The organism is Lachnospira rogosae (ex Hitch et al. 2025) (genome assembly GCF_040096455.1).
GTDB lineage: Bacteria > Bacillota > Clostridia > Lachnospirales > Lachnospiraceae > Lachnospira > Lachnospira rogosae.
In genome coordinates this window covers 86,859-108,194 of record NZ_JBBMER010000003.1, presented here as the reverse complement: position 1 = coordinate 108,194, position 21,336 = coordinate 86,859, and the positions used below count along the sequence as shown (strand labels likewise).

Here is a 21,336-nt window from a genome sequence, read left to right as displayed (position 1 = left end):
TAGTCTTCTATATTACAAAGAATGAAACAATAAGAACAATTATTCCTGCAGCTATCATAATGATTCCAGTTTTCTTGTTCTTCTCATTAGTGGCTTTATCAACCTTAACGCTGTCCCTTAAATCATAGAACAGGTTAAAATTCTTCTTGGCTGTTATATACTTTGAAAAACCCATAAACGCTACAACAGCACCTACTACAAACATCATAAAACCTATAAATGGAAGATATGAATCTCCCCTGTTACCCTCAATATTATAAAAATCCACATCTGCGGCTATAATATTGGCTAAATAAATAAATTTCCCCATAAATTTCTTTCTCCTTTCGGGTTCTGTATTCCTTTTTTAGATTATACTTCTTTTTAGTATCAATAACAACTTAAATATATTGATTTTATTTTTCAAATTCGCACTATTTGACACTATTTTCTTTGCATTTTATTAGCTTTAATGTATAATGAATAATAAGAGTGGGCATTAAGCAAAGCTATGTCCATATTACATAGTAGGAGGTTAATATTTATGTTAGTTTCAGCAAAAGAAATGTTAGAAAAAGCCAGAGATGGCAAATATGCTGTTGGGCAGTTCAATATCAATAATCTTGAGTGGACTAAAGCGATTCTTCTTACAGCTCAGGAGATGAACTCACCAGTTATCCTCGGTGTATCGTGTGGTGCTGGTAAATATATGACAGGATTTAAGACCGTAGCAAGTATGGTAAGTTCAATGATAGATGATCTTAAGATTACTGTTCCTGTTGCACTTCACCTTGACCATGGAACATATGAAGCTTGTTATGACTGCATTGATGCAGGATTTTCATCAATTATGTTTGATGGTTCCCACTATCCAATTGAAGAGAATATTGAAAAGACTAAAGAACTTGTTAAAATCTGCAAAGAGAAGGGTCTTTCACTTGAAGCAGAAGTTGGTTCAATCGGTGGTGAAGAAGACGGCGTTATCGGTATGGGGGAGTGTGCTGACCCTAATGAATGTAAATCAATTGCTGACCTCGGTGTAACAATGCTTGCTGCTGGTATCGGTAATATCCACGGCAAATATCCTGCTAACTGGCCAGGTCTTAGCTTTGAAACACTTGCCGCTGTTAAAGAAAAGGTTGGCAATATGCCATTAGTATTACATGGTGGTACAGGTATTCCTGAAGATATGATTAAGAAAGCGATCTCTTTAGGTGTTGCTAAGATTAATGTTAATACAGAATGCCAGCTTGCATTTGCTGCTGCAACAAGAAAATATATTGAAGAAGGCAAAGACCTTGAGGGAAAGGGATTTGACCCAAGAAAGCTCCTTGCTCCTGGTAGTGAAGCTATTAAAGAGACTGTTCGCGAAAAGATTAACTTATTCGGTTCAGCTGGAAAGGCATAATTAGCATTACACACAACACACAAGGACTATAATACTATGAATACAACTAACAATAATGATGATTTATTGAATGATGATCCAGAACAATCATCTCGTAGAAATATAACTAAATCAGATGATATGCCCGATTATGAATTAGAAGATCCTGACGATATTCTGAATGATGATGTTGATGATTTTATAGATGAGGATATGGATTATTCAGACAGTAATTCTCCATATGATGAGAATGATGCTGATGCAGTATTTGACAGACAGGAGAAAGATAAAAAGCGTTCTAATATAATAAGACGTATTATTCTTTTAATATCAGTTGCTGTCTTTATATTTGCCGCATACAATCTTATCAACATATTCCTTGCATATCACAAGGCTGATGTAATATATAATGACATTGAACAGAATGTTCTTGATGAAGATTCCCACACTAATGTAATTATCGGTGATGAGGAAGAGGAAGTTGAAGTTCCATTTAAGTATAACCATCAGGCACTTCTTAATATTAATTCTGATGGACTTGGATATATATACATTCCATCTATTGGATGCAGGCTTCCAATGGTTCAGGGTAATGATAATGATTATTACCTTACACATACATTTGACAAGCAATCCAGTGCTAATGGCTGTCTGTTTGAAGATTCCCGCATTAATAGCGGACTTTCTTCAAACCATGTGATTATATACGGACACAATATGCGAAATGGTGCGATGTTTGGCAAGCTTAAAAGTTATGAGAATTCATCGTTCTATAATGGTTCTGGCAACAATGTATTCTATATATACACTGGTAATGTCATTAAACAATATAAAATCTTTAGCTGCTACATAAGTGAAGCTGTAAGTGATACATATACCTTTAACTTCCCTTCTCTTGCTTCTATGCAAAGTTATGCAGCAGATATGAAAGCCAAATCTTTGTATGATACAGGGGTTGATATTTCATCAGCAAGTCAGGTAGTTACTCTTTCTACTTGTACTGATAACGGTGAGAAACGCTTTATCGTACACGGAATGTATATTGGAGAAGCCTCATTAGAGTAGAATTTACTTGAAATTGACTTAGATAATTAATAATTTTAATTTTTTTTATATTTTTTAAAAAAGAACTTGCATTATTATTAATTTTGAGTTATTTTAATTAAAGACGACAGGTAGTTGTCGCTAATCAAATAAGGTAGAACAAAGGCGTTCATATTATACATCTTAATAATGTATATGTGTACGCCTTTTTTAGTTTTACTAATAGAATAATAATCTATGAAAAGGAAGGATGAAAAAGTTATGAGCGAAAAATTCAATGTAGCTGACATCTTCGGCGAGAACGTGTTCAACGACACAGTTATGAAAGAACGTTTACCAAAAAACGTATACAAAAATCTTAAGTTAGCAATAGCAGGTGTACAGGAATTAAATATTACCGATGCTGATGTTATAGCTAATGCAATGAAGAATTGGGCTATCGAAAAAGGCGCAACTCATTACACACACTGGTTCCAGCCTTTGACAGGAACTACTGCTGAAAAGCATGATTCATTTATTTCAGCACCTAATGAAAACGGAAAGGTTCTTATGGAATTCTCTGGTAAAGAATTAATAAAGGGCGAGCCAGATGCTTCATCATTCCCTTCAGGTGGTCTTCGTGCTACATTCGAGGCAAGAGGATATACAGCATGGGATTGCACATCACCTGCCTTCGTTCGTGAAGGTGCACAAGGTGCAACACTTTGTATCCCTACTGCTTTCTGTTCTTATACAGGAGAAGCTCTTGATCAGAAGACACCTCTTCTTCGTTCAATGGATGCTGTTAACGAGCAGGCTTTAAGAATATTAAAATTATTTGGTAACACAACATCTAAGAAGGTTACTCCTTCTGTTGGTGCTGAACAGGAATACTTTATAGTAGATAGAGAAAAATATCTTCAGAGAAAGGATCTTATCTTCTCTGGACGTACATTATTCGGTGCTATGCCACCAAAGGGACAGGAACTTGATGATCACTACTTCGGTTCTATCCGTGAAAGAATTGCTGCATTTATGAAGGATATCAACGAAGAATTATGGAAGCTCGGCGTATCTGCCAAGACTCAGCATAATGAAGTTGCTCCAGCACAGCATGAATTAGCTCCTATATATGCACAGTGCAATATTGCTACTGATAACAACCAGCTTATGATGGAGGTTATGAAGAAAGTTGCTTACAGACATGGTCTTGTATGCCTTCTCCATGAGAAGCCATTTGCCGGAGTTAATGGTTCTGGTAAGCACAATAACTGGTCAATCACAACTGATGATGGTATCAACCTTCTCGAACCTGGCAAGACACCTCACGAAAATATCCAGTTCTTACTTGTACTCGGTGCTGTTATGAAGGCTGTTGATAAACACGCTGATCTTTTAAGAGAATCTGCTTCTGACGTTGGTAATGACCACAGACTTGGAGCTAATGAGGCACCTCCAGCTATTATCTCTATGTTCCTTGGTGAGCAGCTTGAGGATGTTGTTATGCAGCTTATTGATAAGGGTGATGCAACAAGCTCTATCCAGAAGGGTAAGTTAAAGACAGGTGCTTCTACACTTCCTGACCTTAACAAGGATGCTACTGATAGAAACAGAACTTCACCATTTGCATTTACTGGTAATAAGTTTGAATTCCGTATGGTAGGTTCATCAGATTCAATTGCTCCTGCTAACGTAGTTCTTAACACAATCGTTGCAGAAAGCTTTAAGGAAATCGCTGACCAGCTTGATGGAGTAGAAAACTTCGATATGGCTGTTCATGATCTTATCAAGAAGCTCTTTACTGACCATCATAGAATCGTATTTAATGGTAATGGTTACTCAGATGCATGGGTAGAAGAAGCTGAAAGAAGAGGTCTTCCAAATATTAAATCTATGGTTGATGCTATTCCTGCCCTTACTACTCCTAAGGCCGTTAAGCTTTTTGAAAGCTTTGGTGTATTTACAGAGGCTGAATTAAAGTCAAGAGCTGAGATTAAGTATGAAGCTTATGCAAAGGCTATAAACATTGAAGCTAAGACAATGATTGATATGGCTGGAAAGCAGATTATTCCTTCAGTTATTTCTTACACAACAGAGCTTGCTAACTCAGTTCTTACTGTTAAGGAAGCTGGTGCTGATGCTTCTGTTCAGGCTGATTTACTTGCAGAAGTTTCTGGTTACTTAAAGGATATGAAGGCTGCTTATACTAAGCTTATTGATGTTACAGCTAAGGCTGCTGATGTTACTGACATTACAGAACAGGCTAAGTACTTCAGAGATGAAGTTAAGACAACTATGGACGAATTAAGAGCTCCTGCTGATAAGCTTGAAATGATCGTTGATAAGGAATTCTGGCCATTCCCAAGCTATGGTGATCTTTTATTTGAAGTTTAATTAATCTTAATTTAATTAATATCAACTGCATATTTAATACTTAATAAGCAAGTACTTATTTTAATATATATGTTTAATTTATAACATATTTAATTATTAATAAGTACTTGCTTTATAATATGTATTTATCTTAATAATAAAGGATTATAGACTTATAAGACAAAAATGGAGTGTCACAGGAAACAATTCATACAATACGCAGATAACTGATATACTGTTAATACCTGCATAAAGTATCGATTATGTTTCATATGACACTCCATTTTATTAATTATTCACTATCTGATACTGCTTCACCTGTATCCGTACTGTCTCCGTCCGATGATGGGATATCTGGCAGCTCTCCCTGTGCTTCTGTATTATCAGCTACACCCTCAGGGTCATACTCTCCACCCTCTTTATCCCAGAGTGAATCGTATTCCTTCTGCTTTTTCTTCATTGATGCCATAATCATCTGTGCCTGCTTGGCTCTTGCATACATTTTATCGTCATATTCCATAACCTTCTTTTCATCGGTATATGGAACTTTATCACCGGCACACATTCTTGCAATTGTCGTCATTATCTTGCCGATTGTTGCACCAAGTCCTGTCTCAGGGTCAGCAAGTGCTTTGTCGTTTTCTGTATTTGCTGCTGCACACCACTGCTCCCTAAGCGAGTTAAGAACATTCTCATACTTGTCAAAATCATCAGTTGCTTCCTTATATGAAAGCTCAAGCTCTGCTGCCTTTTGTATCCATTCTTCATCATTGGTACGCTCAGCCTTTTCCTTTGTTTTTTTATATTGCTTATATATGCTGGTCTTCTTATCCTGTAATTCATTGCGATATGCCTGATAATTTGGTATTGCCTCTCCTAATTTCATACCATTATCCTCCTCATATAATACTTTTGTACCATTTAACTTTTATTATATTTAGAATATCGGCATTTTATATCAACATATATACCTTTATATCTGATAATTATTAAAATTATTTATTAAACGCCACTGTACGCACTATAGCCGCCGTCTACTGGCAACACAATACCATTTACAAATCCAGCCGCATCATCACTTGCAAGGAATAATGCCGCTCCGATAAGTTCCTCTGGATTACCAAATCTTCCCATTGGAGTTCCTGCAACTATCTTTCTTGCTCTGTCAGTGTATGTACCATCTTCATTAAATAATAATGCGTGATTTTGTTCAGCCGCATAAAATCCCGGTGCGATTGCATTACATCTTATTCCGCTTTCTCCAAAATGGACTGCCAGCCACTGTGTAAGGTTAAGTATTGCACTCTTGGCATTGCCGTAAGCCATTACCTTTGTAAGTGGTAAAATTGATGTAACAGATGCTATATTAATAATGCTTCCGCTTCTCTTTTCAACCATATCCTTAGTAAATACCTGTATCGGAAGAAGTGTTCCCATATAATTAAGATCCATAACATCTCTTATATTATCCTCATCAAGATTCCAGAAAGAGTAATCATTTTCTCCTTTTTCTTTCTTTAACATCTCTATTGATGTAATAGCACCCGGCTGATTGCCGCCAGCTCCGTTGATAAGAATATCACAGCTTCCAAGCTCACTCTTAATTATTTCATAAGATTTATTAAGTTCTTCCTTATCAATTACATTACAGCTATACCCCTTAACAACAATGTCTTTGCTGTATTCTGTCTTAGCATTGTTAATAAGCTCATCTGTGACATTATTAAGCTTATCCTTATTACGTCCGATTATTGCAACCTTCGCACCGCTTACAGCAAGTCCATACGCCATTGCTGAACATAGTGTTCCACTTCCCCCTGTTACAATTGCAGTCTTGCCTGTCAAATCTACTTTAAATGGAATTTTCATAGTTTTATTACCTCCTACTAATAATCAGATTATTATAATTTAAGGGATATGCTCAAAAATACGTTTATGCTGCATAATAAGACATTTTAATTAATGCCCCGCCCAAATTATTATATTGAAAGTGTGTAGTCTTTCAACCTCCTGCGGCATAACTTATATTCTGGGCAGTACTTTTCAACTTCACACCAGAATGATTGCGAATGATTCATATATTTTCTATGCGAAAGCTCATGCACCACTACATAATCCAACAATTCTTCAGGCATATAATACAAATTGTAATTAAAATTAACATTTCCCTTGGAACTACAGCTTCCCCAGCGTGTCTTCTGATTACGTATTGTAACCCTTCCAACAGTCACATTCATAATCTTACTGTAATATTCTACTTTTCTTATAAATGTGCCCCTTATTACGGCACGTTCCTTAGGTGTTAACATATCAAAAGCCTTTGCATTGGTAGGAATTTTTTCTTCTTTTCTTTCCTTCATCAACTGCTGTTTACTCTCAATCCAAGACATATGCTTATCAATAAATATATCAAGCTCTTTCTTCGTCATCCTGTTAGGTGCTCTTAATATAACACTTCCATCTGTATGGACTTCTATTGAAACTGTTCTGCGTCTTGATTTTATAATCTGTATATCCATATTTTCCATCAAAACAGGTTCCCTTCAATCATTTTCTTCTGTTTTTGCTGTAATAAGAAGCTCCCATCTATTTTACTGTGGATAATGAAGTCTTTCTGGTACTGGGTTATCAAGAACTTCTTCCTTATACTTCTTCATATATATCTTTGCAAGTGTAAGGTTATTATCAAGGTAATTACCGCAGTCCCTTGGTGAATATCCTGGTATCTCACCCTCATAATCCAGTACGAAATCAGCGGCTTCCCTTAACACATCAATTATATCCTCTGACTCAAGGTCACCTGCAAATATTACATAAAATCCTGTACGGCAGCCCATTGGTCCAAAATATATAGTCTTGTCTGCCCATACCTTATGGTTCCTTAAAAATGTTGCTACAAGGTGTTCTATTGTATGAATACCTGCTGTATCCATAGGTGCTTCTACATTAGGTCTTGTAAATCTTAAATCAAATGTTGTAAGAACTACATCTCCCTGATAATCTTTTCTTGATACATATGCTCCTGTAAGTAAATCCAAGTGATTAACTGTAAAACTTGCTATCTTATTCATAATATTCCTTTCCTGTCTTTATGACTAACTTTAGTTTATTTTATTGAAACCATTCTACGGTTTTCATCTGTTGCTGTTATTTTTAAACATTTTATGCCTGCAATAAATTTGCTGAGTGTAGAATAACCATACTCCTTAACCTTAAAATTAGGATAATTCATATGGATTTTCTGTCCTAATGCTCCAAGTTCCACTGCATTTTCTGAACTCTTTACATAATTCACTGCATACTCCATAACCTGCTCTTTCATATTCTTGTCTTCCTTAAGTCTGACAAGAACCGTGTTATTGAACTTCTTTAATTCAAGACTTTCCATTTCCTCAAGAAATGTAGACAATGAACTGTAACCGTAATTTCTTACATCGAAATCAGAATATTTCTTCTGTAAACGGCTTCCAAGCTCACCAAGCCCTGTCTGCCTGCCTTTATTGTCGTTCTCCTGAATAATCTCAATAATTGCATTTTCTATCTTAGACTGCTTAATAATATTGCTTCTTTCTGTCTTCTTAACCGGCTTACTATCTGGCTCATCTTCGTGTGCCTGTTCACGAAGAAGCTCAAGGTCTGTAAATACCGAACAAGCGGCCCTGAATGAACGTGGTGTCTTGCTCTCACCCATACCGATAACGTCCATTCCCGACTCTCTAAGCCTGCTTGCAAGCCTTGTAAAATCGCCATCAGAAGATACGATACAGAAGCCGTCAACATTATTCGTATAAAGAATATCCATAGCATCAATTATAAGCGTTGAGTCTGTTGCATTCTTGCCTACTGTATTACAAAACTGCTGTATAGGTGTTATAGAGTTCTCCATAAGCTCTTTCTTCCATTTGCTTGCCTGTGTACTTGTCCAGTCGCCATATATTCTTTTATAAGTTATTACGCCATACTTTGTCATTTCATCAAGAATGTCCGAAATATATTTTGATGAAATATTATCTGAGTCGATAAGTACAGCGTATCTCTTATCGTCCATTCACTCACTTCCTTCCATGCATATCTTTCTAATAAATATATCGAAATATCTGCCACTATTAATTATATTTTATATAAAACTACATCTGATGTCTTACAATCTTGTATTCATCATTGCTCTGATAATATGGACATTCTTTATACTCAGATGTAAGAAGCCTTGCATAATCATCCTCGTCCATATCTACATCACACACGAACTGCTCCGTTTCTTCATCATATACCATATTATTGCAATAATCACAATTATAATGAGCTACCGCCATTGTTACCTCTTTCCTGTCTGTTCAATACTTCATTCATACTTCCAAGCCTGTAACCATCCAAATCAAGGGATACATACTTAAATCCAAGTGTGTGAAGCTTCTCTGATACTTTATCCTTTATTCCATTTTCAATAAACTTCTGTATATCTGCTGGTCTTAATTCAATTCTTGCAATTCCATCCTGTAATCTTACCCTGAACTGCTCAAATCCCAGACTTCTTATATAACATTCTGCACTATAAATCATATCAAGCTTGTCTTTATTAATAACCTCACCATACGCAAATCTTGAAGCAAGGCACGCACACGATGGTTTATTCCACGTCTTTAAGCCTAACATACAAGATAATTCCCTGATTTCAGCCTTGGTAAGACCTGCCTCTTTTAAAGGACTTCTTACTCCGAGTTCCTTTATGGCTCTCATACCAGGTCTGTAATCACCGTCATCATCAACATTTGTTCCCTCTGCAATTACACTAATGCCTCTCTCACCTACAAGATTCTGCACATTAGTAAATATCGCTTTCTTACAAATGTAACATCTGTCTGGTGGATTATTCTCAAAGCCCGGAATCGATAATACATCTGCCTTATATATAAGATGTTCTATATTCTCTACCTTACAGAAATCATCAGCTTCTTTAAGTTCATCATTTGTAACCAGAATTGAACTTATCGTAACTGCAACAGCATTTTCTCCTAATACATCTTTTGCAACTTTGGTTAAAAATGTCGAGTCAACCCCGCCAGAAAATGCGATTGCTATTTTACCACAGTCCTTAATAATTGACTTTAACTTTTCATATTTGGCTAAAGTGTTCTCACTTATATCATCTTTATTGATGTCCGATTTATTCAATGGCATTGTTTGAGTACTACCTGTTTTACCTAATTCAATTGTTTCATCAGTGTGATATTCACTTAACTGTCCGCTTGAGTTTATGTCTGATTTATTCAATTCTTTAGATATATTCTCTGAATTATCAACCTCTGCGTTACCAGCATACTTATCATCTGTTATATCATATTCATCTAAAAAGCTGTGTCGCTGCCCCTTCTTCTTGTAAGCAATTACCGTATCAATATTAACATTTTCTACACTTCTGAATATGTTCTTTTCTATATACGGACTTACCTTGGTCAGATCTTTTATAAGCTGCTTAATCTCTGCCCTCTTAGAACCTTTTCCTGTACCACCACAGGAAGCACATCCCTCTGTAAATCGACAGGCACACTGTATGAACTCAAGATTATTATATTCTTTCCAGTGAATAATATCAGCTTCTCTTATAAGATACATAGGTCTTATAAGCTCCATTCCCTCAAAATTCGTACTATGAAGCTTAGGCATCATTGTCTGAACCTGTGCACCATAAAGCATACCCATAAGAATTGTTTCTATCACATCATCATAATGATGTCCAAGAGCAATCTTATTACAACCAAGTTCCTTTGCCTTGCTGTAAAGATATCCTCTCCTCATTCTTGCACACAAATAACAAGGCGACTCTGTAATATCTACTACAGTATCAAATATCTCTGTCTTAAATACTGTAATTGGAATATCTAATATCTTTGCATTGTTAAGTATTACATTGTAGTTAAGGTCGTTATAACCCGGATTCATAACTAAGAATACAAGTTCAAAATTATTCTTTCCGTGACGTTTCAACTCCTGAAAAAGCTTCGCCATAAGCATTGAATCTTTACCGCCTGATATGCAGACAGCTATCTTATCGCCGTCCTGAATAAGATCATATTCATTAAGAGCCTGTGTGAACTTTCTCCATATTGGCTTGCGGAACTTCTTTACTATGCTCCGCTCAATCTCTTTAACATTTTCTTCTGAAGTATTATTGCCGCTTTCTTTATCCTGCTCAAGATATTTATTAAACTTCCATCTTAGATATGCGACAAATCCACCATCAAGGCTGTAAGCTTCATAGCCCATCTCATCAAGTATATCTTCTATTTCTTCACTTTTCTGTCCAGTGTAGCAAAGAATATATATTGGTGTATCCTTTGAATACTTTGCCTCAAATTCTTCCTTATTATCTTCAAGAACTTTTATCATATCTTCCCAGTAATAATGTATGGAAGCTTCTATGGTCTCTTTCTCATACTCCTCTAATGCTCTTACATCAAAAAGGATTTTATCTCTATTGTCATCATAATATTGCTGTACTGTTCTCATATTTTTTCTTTCTACTTACTCTGATTATTATTACACATAAATTTACATTATAACAAATGAAATTGTAACCACCACACATTGATTATCATCTGTTTATTATAAAATAAATGTACAATGCACAATATATTTTATCATACTCTGTAAAGCTGCAACAATATTATTTTGTGTGATATTTTATTGTGCCTTTTATATAATAGGAAATTCTATTAGAAGCTCCTTTACATAAAAAATGTACCCGCAAATGCTTAACATTGTTTGTGTCTTGCATTTACAGGTACTCCTTTTTCTATATTATATTCTTTATCGCCTTGACCATTCTTAATATTCTGTCACGCTGGTTATCATCCAACTCCATCCATACGTTCTGCATAACGTAATATCTTCTGTCATACATATTAAGATACATTGATGGTCTGCATTTGTACAAATTATACATCTGAACAAGAGTATCTGCATCAGGATACATAATCTCTTTTTCGTATTTTCTGTACTTCTTTCTTGTCAGTCCCAGCTTTTCAGACATAACCTCCTGTGAATAATGCGTTTCGTGCCTTACATATTCAAGCATTGAAAAATCATCCCACTGCTTCAACATAAAATCAAACATTCTATCATTCTGCGTATCATTGTCTTTATTCTTAGTGTCATTAACACGATAATATTTTATACATTCAGCAACCATACGCATAGTCATATCTTTAAGTTCTTCACTTTCACAGTCACTTATAAGCTCGTCCAAATCTTTAGTATCAATATCGTCTCTCTTTCCCGAAACCAGCTCATCAATGTCCATTCCAATTTCCTGCAATTTTTTTAAATTATCATACGAAATCATTATCAGTCCATTTTCTCTTTTAGAATAGTCATTCTGTGATATTCCCAGCTCTTTTCCGATATCTGCCTGATTATAGCCAAGTCTTTTTCTATATACTCTCATTCTATTGCAAAAATCTTCGTAACGGGTATTGTTCATTTACCTTAACCTCTTAGCTATGCTATTACTAAAGATTTTATGATAGTTACGATTGACCCAAATAGGTCTATTTCGGAATATGAGCTTATATTCTGTAAATATTATGGCTAATTGTTTAAAATATATACCCCAGTAATTAAATTTGTTTAATTTCATAATCAAATAAACTTATAATATTCTATATTTTTGACAATAAATCATATGGCAATTTTTTTATTTTTCTTTGAATTTGCGATTAATATATAATGTAAATATACCGACAATATAGTATAATATAAAAAATATAAAAACCTTAATTGGAGGATTTAATTATGAGGATTCAGGATTTTTGTGATATGGTCAAATTTGAAGAGATTATGTCTAACTGGGCAAAGAGTACCGGGCTGGCAACTGTTGCTGTAGGTGCAGACGGCAAGTACATAAGCGAATGTTATAATTTCACTGAATTCTGCATCGATCTTACCAGAGGAAGTACTGAAGGCCGCAAGAGATGTGAGCAGTGTGACCGTGATGGTAATGGCGTTTATCCTTGTCATGCAGGATTAGTTGATTTCGGTATTCCTATTACTCTTGATGATGGAACTGTTCTTGGAAGTATTATCGGCGGACAGGTTCTTCCTGAGAACCCAGACGAAGAAAGGTTCAGGGCAACAGCACGTGAACTTGGAATTAATGAAGATAAGTACATCAAGGCTCTGCAAAAAGTAAACGTGCGTACTAAAGAGGAGATTGACGCTTCTGCCAATCTGCTGGGCGATGTTATCAATATGTTTGTCCGTGCAAGCTACACTGCCCGCCAGAACTCAACTATTCTAAATGAACTTACAACAGGAATTAGTGCCGCCGCAAGCCAGCTTGCTACAGCCAATGACAAGGTCAAATTAATAGACGGATTCAGCAAACGACAGAATATACTTGCACTTAATGCTTCCATTGAAGCTGCAAGAGCCGGTGATGCTGGAAAAGGCTTTGCTGTAGTTGCTGAAGAAGTACAGAAGCTTGCCAAAGGTATGGGCGAAGCCAGCAGTGCAATTACGAAAGCACTCAACACAGCCACTAAGACAATTACTGCACTTGATAGAACTAACAAACAGTAATAATTAATGGGCAAAAATAATATGTCCTATTTCAATGATGTATTTAATTAAAAAGATTAAACAGCCGTCAACCATTTAATTTCAAAGGCTGGCGGCTGTTCTATCAACATATCTTGTCCTATAAGTCTATTAACAGTCTTTACTCTCTATCTCACCCGTAAATCCTGCATTTTCTATCATCTTAATAGTATCATCTATTCCCTGTCCATCTGCTGTTAAATAACCAGAAGCAAATATTGAATCTACAACTTTAAATAATGTTGGCTCAATTCCCTTAAAGTATACTTCACGTCCAGCCGCACATCTTATGTCTGACTTAGGAACTAATAATCTTGCAAGGCATAACACCTTAAGACAATACTGTGGTGTAAGTCCTGATATATCTCTGTCTGCAAGCCTTGTTCCCTTTATTGGAAGAAGAAAATTAATTGGCACTGACTCTGGATTGATTTCCTTTACGTCCATAAGCATATCTACAACATCTTCCCTGCTCTCGCCCATTCCGATAATACCGCCACAGCACATCTCAAAACCTATTCTTTTTAACATTCTTATATTATTAATTCTCTGGTCATATGTATGTGTTGTGCATATATTGGGATAAAATCTACGGCTGCTGTTAAGGTTATGGTTAATTCTGTTAAGTCCTGCTTCCTTAAGCATTAAAGCCTGCTTTTCTGTAAGAAATCCAATAGAACAGCATATCTGGGTATCATTCTTCTTCATCTTTCTTATACGTCCGGCTAAATCTTCTATCTCAGCATCTGTAAAGCTTATACCGCTAAGTCCAATACAATGTCTCGCAAGATGTTTATTATCTACAAGGTCATTATCTCCATACAACTTCTCGTCTGATACTCTTTTATATTTCTCTATCTGAGCCTGGGACTCACACGACTGGGCACAGTAAGCACAATTCTGTGAACAGTTACCACTTCTGACATTAGTAAGAAGCTGTATGCTTACTTTCTTTCCTTTATATTTAAGTCTTAACGCATACGCTGTTTCAATAAGCTTGTCAAGACATACATCATCACAATTAAGAATTGCAAGTGCCTCATCTTTGGTTAATTCGTGTGTTTCGTCCCAATTATCTAATAATTTCCCAACATTAATATTTTCTGTAACATTCTGCATAACGCCCATACTTTACTCCGTTCCTGCACACTAATTGAATTAATACTAACTCTGGTAAAATGAATAATTCTATCAATAAGCAGCCTTATCCTTTAACCCCCGTGCATACGCATAAGTATAGTTACTCAGCTTGTTAATGTCAACCCAATTATAGTTAATGTTGACATTTCCTTGTTGCAATTACACACTATAAGATTATAATTACACACTATTAAAATTAATATTTTAATAATACTACTATTAAAAATCATCACATTCTAATATAGAATATTATATACCACCATAAATATCATTACTTAATTAATCTACTCAGCCTAACATCTAAGAAATCTTCTGAAACACTTGCTCTTTCTTCTTGGTAGACAAATATGTAATTACATCTTTTCTTGTTATAATTCCTATAAATACACCTCTGTCGTCTACAACTGGAACAAAATTCTGATTAGATATTCTTTCAATCAATGCTTCCATCGATGTATCCACATTAACACTTGGATAATTACGTCTGAAATAAAGCTCGTTAACTCTCTGCTTTTCTAATTCCTTTATATCAACTTCCATCGCGTTATTCTGTTTAATTCTGCATATATGCCAAAGGAAATCACCTTCCGTGATTGTCCCAACATAATGCTCATTCTCATCAAGAACAGGAATTGCAGAATAGCCATAATAATTCATCTTCTGTAATCCCTGTCTTATTGTGTCATCATTGTAAATATATGCTACCTTGCACTTTGGTTGTAAAAAAAACGATATATTCATACTTCTCTCCATTCTTACCCACTAAAAGTTGTTGTATAGTTATTAACACATCTTGTTATTATATTGTAGCATATAAGAATAGTTTCACATATGTATTTTGTACATTTTTCATATATTTTTCATTATTTGGTATATCTATTCTTCCCTGCAGCTTATGCTGTACATTCCAGTCTGTTTTCCCATATCTCATTATATATAACATTCTGTTAATTCCTTTTCTTACATTCGTTATTTATTTCCATTGTGTTGTCAGCCGTCTGTATGCCCATTTAAAATTGTCTTTTCCTGCACCCTGTAACAGACAAAGCTTCAACAAAAATCTAAAAATCCAAAAATATAAAAATATAAAACTTATTATAACACAAAATAAATAATAAAACAGAATTCTAAGATAGCTAACAAAACATCCGACCAGGTCCTATCAAGCGACCTGGCCGGATGTCTGTTTTATATAATATTAGGAAAAAAGTCTTGTTATTTTATACTAAATCAATCCCATAAGCTTTGGTACTCCAAGTGACAGCTCTGGAATAAATGTAATAAGCATAAGTAATATAATTAAACCAATAAAATAAGGTATAAGCTTAGGTGTTACTTTCTCGATTGATACATTTTCAATACCACAGCCTACGAATAATACAGAACCAACAGGTGGTGTAATATTACCAAGACACATATTGAATATAAGCATTACACCAAACTGGATATCTGTCATTCCAAAGCTCTGTGCGATAGGAAGGAAGATAGGTGTAAATATAAGTATAGCTGGTGTAATATCCATAAACATACCAACAACCAGAAGTATAATATTCATTAATAAGAATATTACAACCTTATTAGTTGAAATACTTAATAATCCGTTACTTATGGCTGCTGGTATTCCAGAATAAGCCATAACGAATGACATAGCTGATGATGCTGATATAAGGAAAAGAATTACTCCTGACACCTTAGCTGATTTCTTAAGTATTTCTACAAATGTCTTAAAATTCATGCTCTTGTATATGATAGAAAGTATGAGGCAATACAGAACTGCAATACCAGCACCTTCTGTTGCTGTAAATATACCTGATACAATACCACCAATAACAATTATTATAAGAAGTAATGATGGGATAGCATCAACAAATATCTTTAAAATACTTACTGACTTATCTCTTCCAACAGCCTTTATGCCTAACTTCTTTGCACCAATGAAGGCGACTATCATACATACAACACCCATCAATATTCCAGGTACATAGCCTGCCATAAACAATGTCGATATAGATACACCACCTGCAACTGTTGAATATACAATGAATGCCGATGTAGGTGGAATAAGAAGTCCTGTTGGTGCTGAGGCTATGTTAGCTGCTGCCGCATAAGCAGGATCATACTTCTGCTCTTTTTCAATAGGACTCATACATCCTCCTATTGCAGAAGCTGCTGCTACTGATGAACCAGATAATGCACCAAAGAGCATATTTGCAAGAATATTAGCCTGTGCAAGGTTTCCTGGAATCTTTCCTACGAATATCTGTGCAAAGTTAATAAGTCTCTTGGCTATACCACCATTATTCATAATATTACCTGCAAGGATGAATAATGGAACTGCTAAAAGCGAAAAGCTTTCAACACCCGAATTCATTTTCTGCATGGTTATGAATGTTATCTGATCCCATGACAGCGTTGACATGGCAGTTACAATTGACGAAGCAATAATACTTACTGAAATAGGAACCCCTAAAAACAGAAGTACACCGAATACAACAAATAATATTACTGTAGTTACTGCAATACTCATATTTACCTCCTATTCTACCTTAACACCGGTTAAGTCTTCATATATATTAATAATCTGTGCAACTACTATAAAGATACCTGAAACAGGGGATACCGCATATACAAGTGTTCTTGGAATACCAAGAAGTGCTGAATACTCTGCCCTTGCTGACATTGCCAGCTTAAATCCACCAATTACAAACACGAACACTGCAAGTAAAAGAATAAGTACATCTATAACCAGTAATAATATTTTTCGTTTATTACCTGTGAGCTTATCTTTAATAATAGTGAGTGACATATGATCTCTTGTAAAGAAAGCATATGCAGCACCTATAAAGGCTGTCCACATAAGTGAGTATTTAACAAGTTCTTCTGTAAATGCTGCTGGTTTGCCAAGCACATATCTTGTAAACACCTGCCATAATACTAACGAAGTCATAAACACAAGCAGAACAACACTCGCTGCTGATAATATCTTATTCATAACATTTTTAACTTTAACAAGTATATTAATCATAGTTACTCTCCTTTCCTTATCTCATCTATTCTGTCAAGTAAAGCTGCAACACCTGTATACTTATTTCTATACTCGGTAACAAGACCTGCTGTTGCACTTCTGAATGCTTCCTTATCTACATCATAAATAAATTCAACACCCATATCCTTTGCCTGTGCTACTGCCTCATCTATTGCCTTATCCCACATAACCTTATGAGACTGTGTAGCATCCTTTGCACACTGCAGTATAATCTTCTGATCATCTGGCTCTATATTATTCCATACCTTTGAGCTCATAACCATAACATCAGGTATCATGGCATGCTCATCAACCGAATACACCTTACATATCTCACCATGCTTACCTGTTGTAAGCGCTGTTTCATTGTTCTCTGTTCCATCTATAATACCTGTTGAAAGGGATGTATATATGTCACCATAGGACATTGCTACCGGTGTTCCACCAAGTGCTGTAAGCATATCCGTCTGTGACTTCATATCCTGAACACGTATCTTGATTCCTTTAAGATCCTCTGGCTTACGTATAGGCTTATCTTTTGTGTAGAATGAACGGGAGCCTGATGTAAAGTATGTTAAGGTTACGAATCCATCATCTTCTGATGACAGGAAGAAATCCTGCATTTTATCAGAATCCATTATTTTATAAAACTCATCAATATTACTAAATATATAAGGAAGACCAAATGTATTATAAGCATCATTATATGTTGCAAGACCTGGTGCTGATACTTTTGTCATAGCAATAACACCTGCCTGAAGCTGCTCAAGATTCTCTGTCTCTGAACCAAGCTGTCCATTAGGGAATATCTTGATTATTATTCTTCCGTTAGTCTTCTGCTTAACCTCTTCTGCGAACTGCAGCATAGCTATATGTACTGTATGACTTTCTGACAAACCATGTGCCAGCGTTAATACCATAGGATTTTCTGCGGTAGCTTCCTTACTGTTTGATGCGCTATTTGTTCCACAGCCTGTCAGCCCAAATGAACATATAAGTGTAACTGTAAGCAAAACAGCAATATATTTTTTCATTTTTTTCAACATATTATACCTCATTTCTGTGCACTCATTTTTTATATGTCAGCTACTGGTCTTATGCACAATAACCTGAAGCTGTGAATTACACTATTTCTCCTGTTTCGTAACAGCCTGCTTTTGCCTGATGCTATTACATTCCAATCATATCAAAGACTTCAAATGATATAAGCACCTGATGGTTTTTCTTTGGATTAGGATACTTTACCTGCACTGATTTCTTAGTCTGGCTGTAATACCATCCAATGTCACTTTCCTCGTATTTTCTTCTATGAAGGAAATGTGGCACTTCCTTTCCATCAAGCTGTACATAGAATGGTGCTTTCTCCCTATGTATCACATCAAGTTCCATTGTTTCTACTGTGTTCTCATAACTGCCTTCATATTCAAAATCGATATATGTCTTCGCACCAGCTTTAACTCTAATATCAGTTTTTAAGTAGCTGCCATTCTTATAATCATTAGTTTTTCCATCATCATCATATATAGTAAATGAAGAATCTATATCAGGTGCCATTATTATATGAAGTGAATCAACCTTATCATTCATAAGATTGTTAAGTTCATTAGCAGCCATCGGAATAATAGCTCCACTCTTTATAAACATTGGAATTGAACTTATATCCACCGGTACATTTATAGTCTTGCCGCCTTCATATTCGTTTCTGGTATAATAATCATAAAAACGTATATTTTTATCTCCTGTATCAGGTAAATATACCTCTCTTATCTCTGCACCCTTTTCTACAACATTTGCTACAAGTAATGAATCGCCCCACATAAAATCCACGCCTTCATTATATGTATTACTATCGTTCTGGAATACCATAAACATTGGCTGCATAATAGGAAGTCCTGTCTTATGTGCTCTGTATTCAAGCGAATAAAGATAAGGAGACATAGAATATCTAAGTTTAATTGCAGTTCTAATATAATCCTTCATGCCACTATACATCCATGGCTCTGTAACTGTATTATCAGTATTTACTGAATGTATTGAAAATCTTGGCATGAACACACCATTCTGCACCCATCTTACAAAAAGCTCAGGCTCTGGTGACTCTCCATAGAATCCACCTACATCACAGCCGTGATTTGCAACGCCAGAAAGTCCCATGCCAAGTATAGTTGCTATGTTATACTTTAATGCATCCCAGCATGTAAGATTGTCGCCTGCCCACACCTGTGCATATCTTTGTATACCTGCGTGTCCTGAACGGCATACTGAAAATGGTCTTATATTCTCATTATATTCCGTTACTGCCTCATTAGAGAGCTGGCACATGATATTACTCATTACCGGCTTTAGCTCACCAATAGTACTTCCTTTACCTTCAAAATACACTCTTGCATCCTTATCAACCATAGAATCATATTCACAGTTATCATTCCATACTGATTCACAGCCATACTTTATAAGTCCCTCTTTCAGGTATTCTTTCCAGTATTCTCTTGTCTGTTCTTTGGTGAAATCTACAAATATTCCGGTTCCACCCCACCATGTACCTTTACCGGGTTCATCCTTTATGCTGTCATATACAAACATATCCTTTTTCTTCATATCCTCCAGATACGGATGAACCAGGAGCATTCCAGGTTTGACATTAGGTGAAACAACTATGCCCTTTTCCTTCATTTTTGCAAACCATTCTTCTGGATTCTTGAATCTTTTATAATTCCAGGTAAAGCTGCATCTTTTAATTCCCTGCTCTGTCTCTACTGCACAATATCCTGATGAAAGCTGGAAGCCGTCTACAGGAATTCCTTCTTCTCTGGTAGTATCTATAAATTCAAGTATCGCATCATCACAATCCTTAGGAAGCTCTGGATAATACATTGAAGAACCAAGATATCCAAGTGCTGCCTTTGGAAGAAGTATTGACTTGCCTGTAAGATCTGTATATCTGCTTATTACTTCTCCTATTGAAGGTCCTGCTATAAGAAAGAGATCTATATCTCCGGCATCTGATCTGAAGCTTGAGTAACGATGCCAGTAATTTCTCTTTTCACGTCCCATATTAAAGTCACATTCTGCTGTTGTATGATAGAAATATCCAACTGCCTTATGGGTTGAGCCTGAAAGCTTTATATAAAATGGGATATGCTTATACAACGAATCTGTTTCCTTAGGATTATAGCCCATTGCATCACCAGGAGCCATATTCATATACTTTTCAGCCTTATTAATATCTCCCCCTTTCTCACCAAAGCCATAAAAGTAGTCATCCGCTTCTATCTGGCTTGTATGTATCCGCCTTTTATTTGAATCCTCTCTATATGCAAGATCTGTAATATCTGCATGTAATAATGTTCCATCTTTATCATATACACATATACGGAATGGATTCTTTTCAATTTCTATACGAAGCTTACTTCCGCAAATAACTGCCTTGTCAGCTCCATCCACAAGCTCTGAGTATGCCACTTCAACTCTTTTTCTATAGCCCTTTAAAAACTCATCTGTTCTTGAGTCCCATGCTGTCATAGCAAGACTATATGAAGCTTCATCCCAGTCTCCATCAAAGCCGGCTCTTATTCTGATTATTTCATCTGTGAGAAACCATATTCTTATTTCTACTGAATCTGTAATAACCGAATAATAGTTAGTGTTATAGGTTACATTTCCTGCCTTATAACATATTCTCATATTATTTTTTATCTCCTTTCAGTAATCTGATAATCTCTTGTTTATGTTTTGTTTATAATTAATTTATACAACTATTCAATAATTAAAACTATACAGATATTGACAGGATAAATTGGTTTTTTTACATTTC

At 35.6% G+C, this 21,336-nt stretch carries 19 protein-coding genes and 2 pseudogenes; 4 read left to right on the top strand and 17 right to left on the bottom strand.

Annotation, left to right across the window (positions count from 1 at the left end):
* Positions 1 to 7: 7 nt before the first annotated feature.
* Positions 8 to 310, bottom strand: a complete 303-nt coding sequence (locus WMO14_RS04810) for a hypothetical protein (RefSeq protein ID WP_022501220.1) — start codon at positions 308 to 310, stop codon at positions 8 to 10.
* Between the two features lie 213 nt (positions 311 to 523).
* Here WMO14_RS04810 and fba point away from each other — a divergent pair, with 213 nt between their 5' ends.
* From fba to WMO14_RS04795, 3 genes are all read left to right on the top strand, one after another.
* Positions 524 to 1,387 (top strand): class II fructose-1,6-bisphosphate aldolase, encoded by an 864-nt coding sequence (fba, locus tag WMO14_RS04805; RefSeq protein WP_022501219.1) that lies wholly within the window; start codon positions 524 to 526, stop codon positions 1,385 to 1,387.
* Positions 1,388 to 1,423: 36 nt separating this feature from the next.
* Positions 1,424 to 2,431, top strand: coding sequence for a class B sortase (srtB, locus tag WMO14_RS04800; RefSeq protein WP_022501218.1), 1,008 nt, complete (start codon positions 1,424 to 1,426; stop codon positions 2,429 to 2,431).
* Between the two features lie 240 nt (positions 2,432 to 2,671).
* Positions 2,672 to 4,783: a glutamine synthetase III family protein gene (locus WMO14_RS04795; RefSeq protein ID WP_022501217.1), complete on the top strand. Its 2,112-nt coding sequence runs from the start codon at positions 2,672 to 2,674 to the stop codon at positions 4,781 to 4,783.
* A gap of 271 nt (positions 4,784 to 5,054) precedes the next feature.
* Here WMO14_RS04795 and WMO14_RS04790 read toward each other — a convergent pair whose 3' ends face one another.
* From WMO14_RS04790 to WMO14_RS04750, 9 genes and pseudogenes are all read right to left on the bottom strand, one after another.
* Positions 5,055 to 5,648, bottom strand: coding sequence for a hypothetical protein (locus WMO14_RS04790; RefSeq protein ID WP_022501216.1), 594 nt, complete (start codon positions 5,646 to 5,648; stop codon positions 5,055 to 5,057).
* Between the two features lie 116 nt (positions 5,649 to 5,764).
* Positions 5,765 to 6,631, bottom strand: coding sequence for an SDR family oxidoreductase (locus WMO14_RS04785; protein ID WP_349153359.1), 867 nt, complete (start codon positions 6,629 to 6,631; stop codon positions 5,765 to 5,767).
* A 110-nt stretch (positions 6,632 to 6,741) separates the two neighbouring features.
* On the bottom strand, positions 6,742 to 7,281 hold the full coding sequence (locus WMO14_RS04780) for a YgjP-like metallopeptidase domain-containing protein (RefSeq protein WP_055174298.1): 540 nt from the start codon (positions 7,279 to 7,281) through the stop codon (positions 6,742 to 6,744).
* A gap of 72 nt (positions 7,282 to 7,353) precedes the next feature.
* On the bottom strand, positions 7,354 to 7,833 hold the full coding sequence (locus WMO14_RS04775) for an S-ribosylhomocysteine lyase (RefSeq protein WP_022501213.1): 480 nt from the start codon (positions 7,831 to 7,833) through the stop codon (positions 7,354 to 7,356).
* Positions 7,834 to 7,868: 35 nt separating this feature from the next.
* Positions 7,869 to 8,810 carry an NYN domain-containing protein gene (locus WMO14_RS04770; protein WP_022501212.1) on the bottom strand — a complete coding sequence of 314 codons (942 nt, stop codon included), beginning with the start codon at positions 8,808 to 8,810 and terminating at the stop codon, positions 7,869 to 7,871.
* Positions 8,811 to 8,889: 79 nt separating this feature from the next.
* The gene (locus tag WMO14_RS04765) at positions 8,890 to 9,075 is read right to left on the bottom strand and encodes a DUF6472 family protein (protein ID WP_022501211.1); all 186 of its coding nucleotides are present in this window, start codon (positions 9,073 to 9,075) and stop codon (positions 8,890 to 8,892) included.
* Positions 9,056 to 9,871: pseudogene (gene larE / locus WMO14_RS04760) on the bottom strand (ATP-dependent sacrificial sulfur transferase LarE); the annotation flags it as partial. The pseudogene larE and the gene WMO14_RS04765, both read right to left, overlap by 20 nt.
* 225 nt (positions 9,872 to 10,096) lie before the next feature.
* Positions 10,097 to 11,269 (bottom strand): annotated as a pseudogene (locus WMO14_RS04755) (PP-loop family protein); the annotation flags it as partial.
* 286 nt (positions 11,270 to 11,555) lie between these two features.
* A complete protein-coding gene (locus WMO14_RS04750) occupies positions 11,556 to 12,242 on the bottom strand; it encodes a helix-turn-helix transcriptional regulator (protein WP_055173904.1) in 687 nt (228 codons plus the stop codon).
* A gap of 311 nt (positions 12,243 to 12,553) precedes the next feature.
* Here WMO14_RS04750 and WMO14_RS04745 point away from each other — a divergent pair, with 311 nt between their 5' ends.
* Entirely contained in the window at positions 12,554 to 13,339 is a 786-nt protein-coding gene (locus WMO14_RS04745) for a PocR ligand-binding domain-containing protein (protein ID WP_055173902.1), read from the top strand.
* 129 nt (positions 13,340 to 13,468) lie between these two features.
* On the opposite strand, the gene bioB is transcribed toward WMO14_RS04745, so the two are convergent.
* The 7 genes from bioB to WMO14_RS04710 form a co-directional block, all read right to left on the bottom strand.
* A complete protein-coding gene (gene bioB / locus WMO14_RS04740) occupies positions 13,469 to 14,476 on the bottom strand; it encodes a biotin synthase BioB (protein WP_055174297.1) in 1,008 nt (335 codons plus the stop codon).
* Positions 14,477 to 14,797: 321 nt separating this feature from the next.
* Positions 14,798 to 15,238, bottom strand: a complete 441-nt coding sequence (locus WMO14_RS04735) for a CBS domain-containing protein (protein WP_055173901.1) — start codon at positions 15,236 to 15,238, stop codon at positions 14,798 to 14,800.
* Positions 15,239 to 15,296: 58 nt separating this feature from the next.
* The gene (locus tag WMO14_RS04730; RefSeq protein ID WP_349153459.1) at positions 15,297 to 15,428 is read right to left on the bottom strand and encodes a hypothetical protein; all 132 of its coding nucleotides are present in this window, start codon (positions 15,426 to 15,428) and stop codon (positions 15,297 to 15,299) included.
* A 294-nt stretch (positions 15,429 to 15,722) separates the two neighbouring features.
* Positions 15,723 to 17,024: a TRAP transporter large permease gene (locus tag WMO14_RS04725; protein ID WP_090141105.1), complete on the bottom strand. Its 1,302-nt coding sequence runs from the start codon at positions 17,022 to 17,024 to the stop codon at positions 15,723 to 15,725.
* Between the two features lie 9 nt (positions 17,025 to 17,033).
* Positions 17,034 to 17,522, bottom strand: a complete 489-nt coding sequence (locus tag WMO14_RS04720) for a TRAP transporter small permease (RefSeq protein ID WP_022501203.1) — start codon at positions 17,520 to 17,522, stop codon at positions 17,034 to 17,036.
* A 2-nt stretch (positions 17,523 to 17,524) separates the two neighbouring features.
* On the bottom strand, positions 17,525 to 18,556 hold the full coding sequence (locus WMO14_RS04715) for a TRAP transporter substrate-binding protein (protein WP_090141135.1): 1,032 nt from the start codon (positions 18,554 to 18,556) through the stop codon (positions 17,525 to 17,527).
* Positions 18,557 to 18,692: 136 nt separating this feature from the next.
* On the bottom strand, positions 18,693 to 21,206 hold the full coding sequence (locus WMO14_RS04710; protein WP_349153358.1) for a glycoside hydrolase family 31 protein: 2,514 nt from the start codon (positions 21,204 to 21,206) through the stop codon (positions 18,693 to 18,695).
* Positions 21,207 to 21,336: the final 130 nt, after the last annotated feature.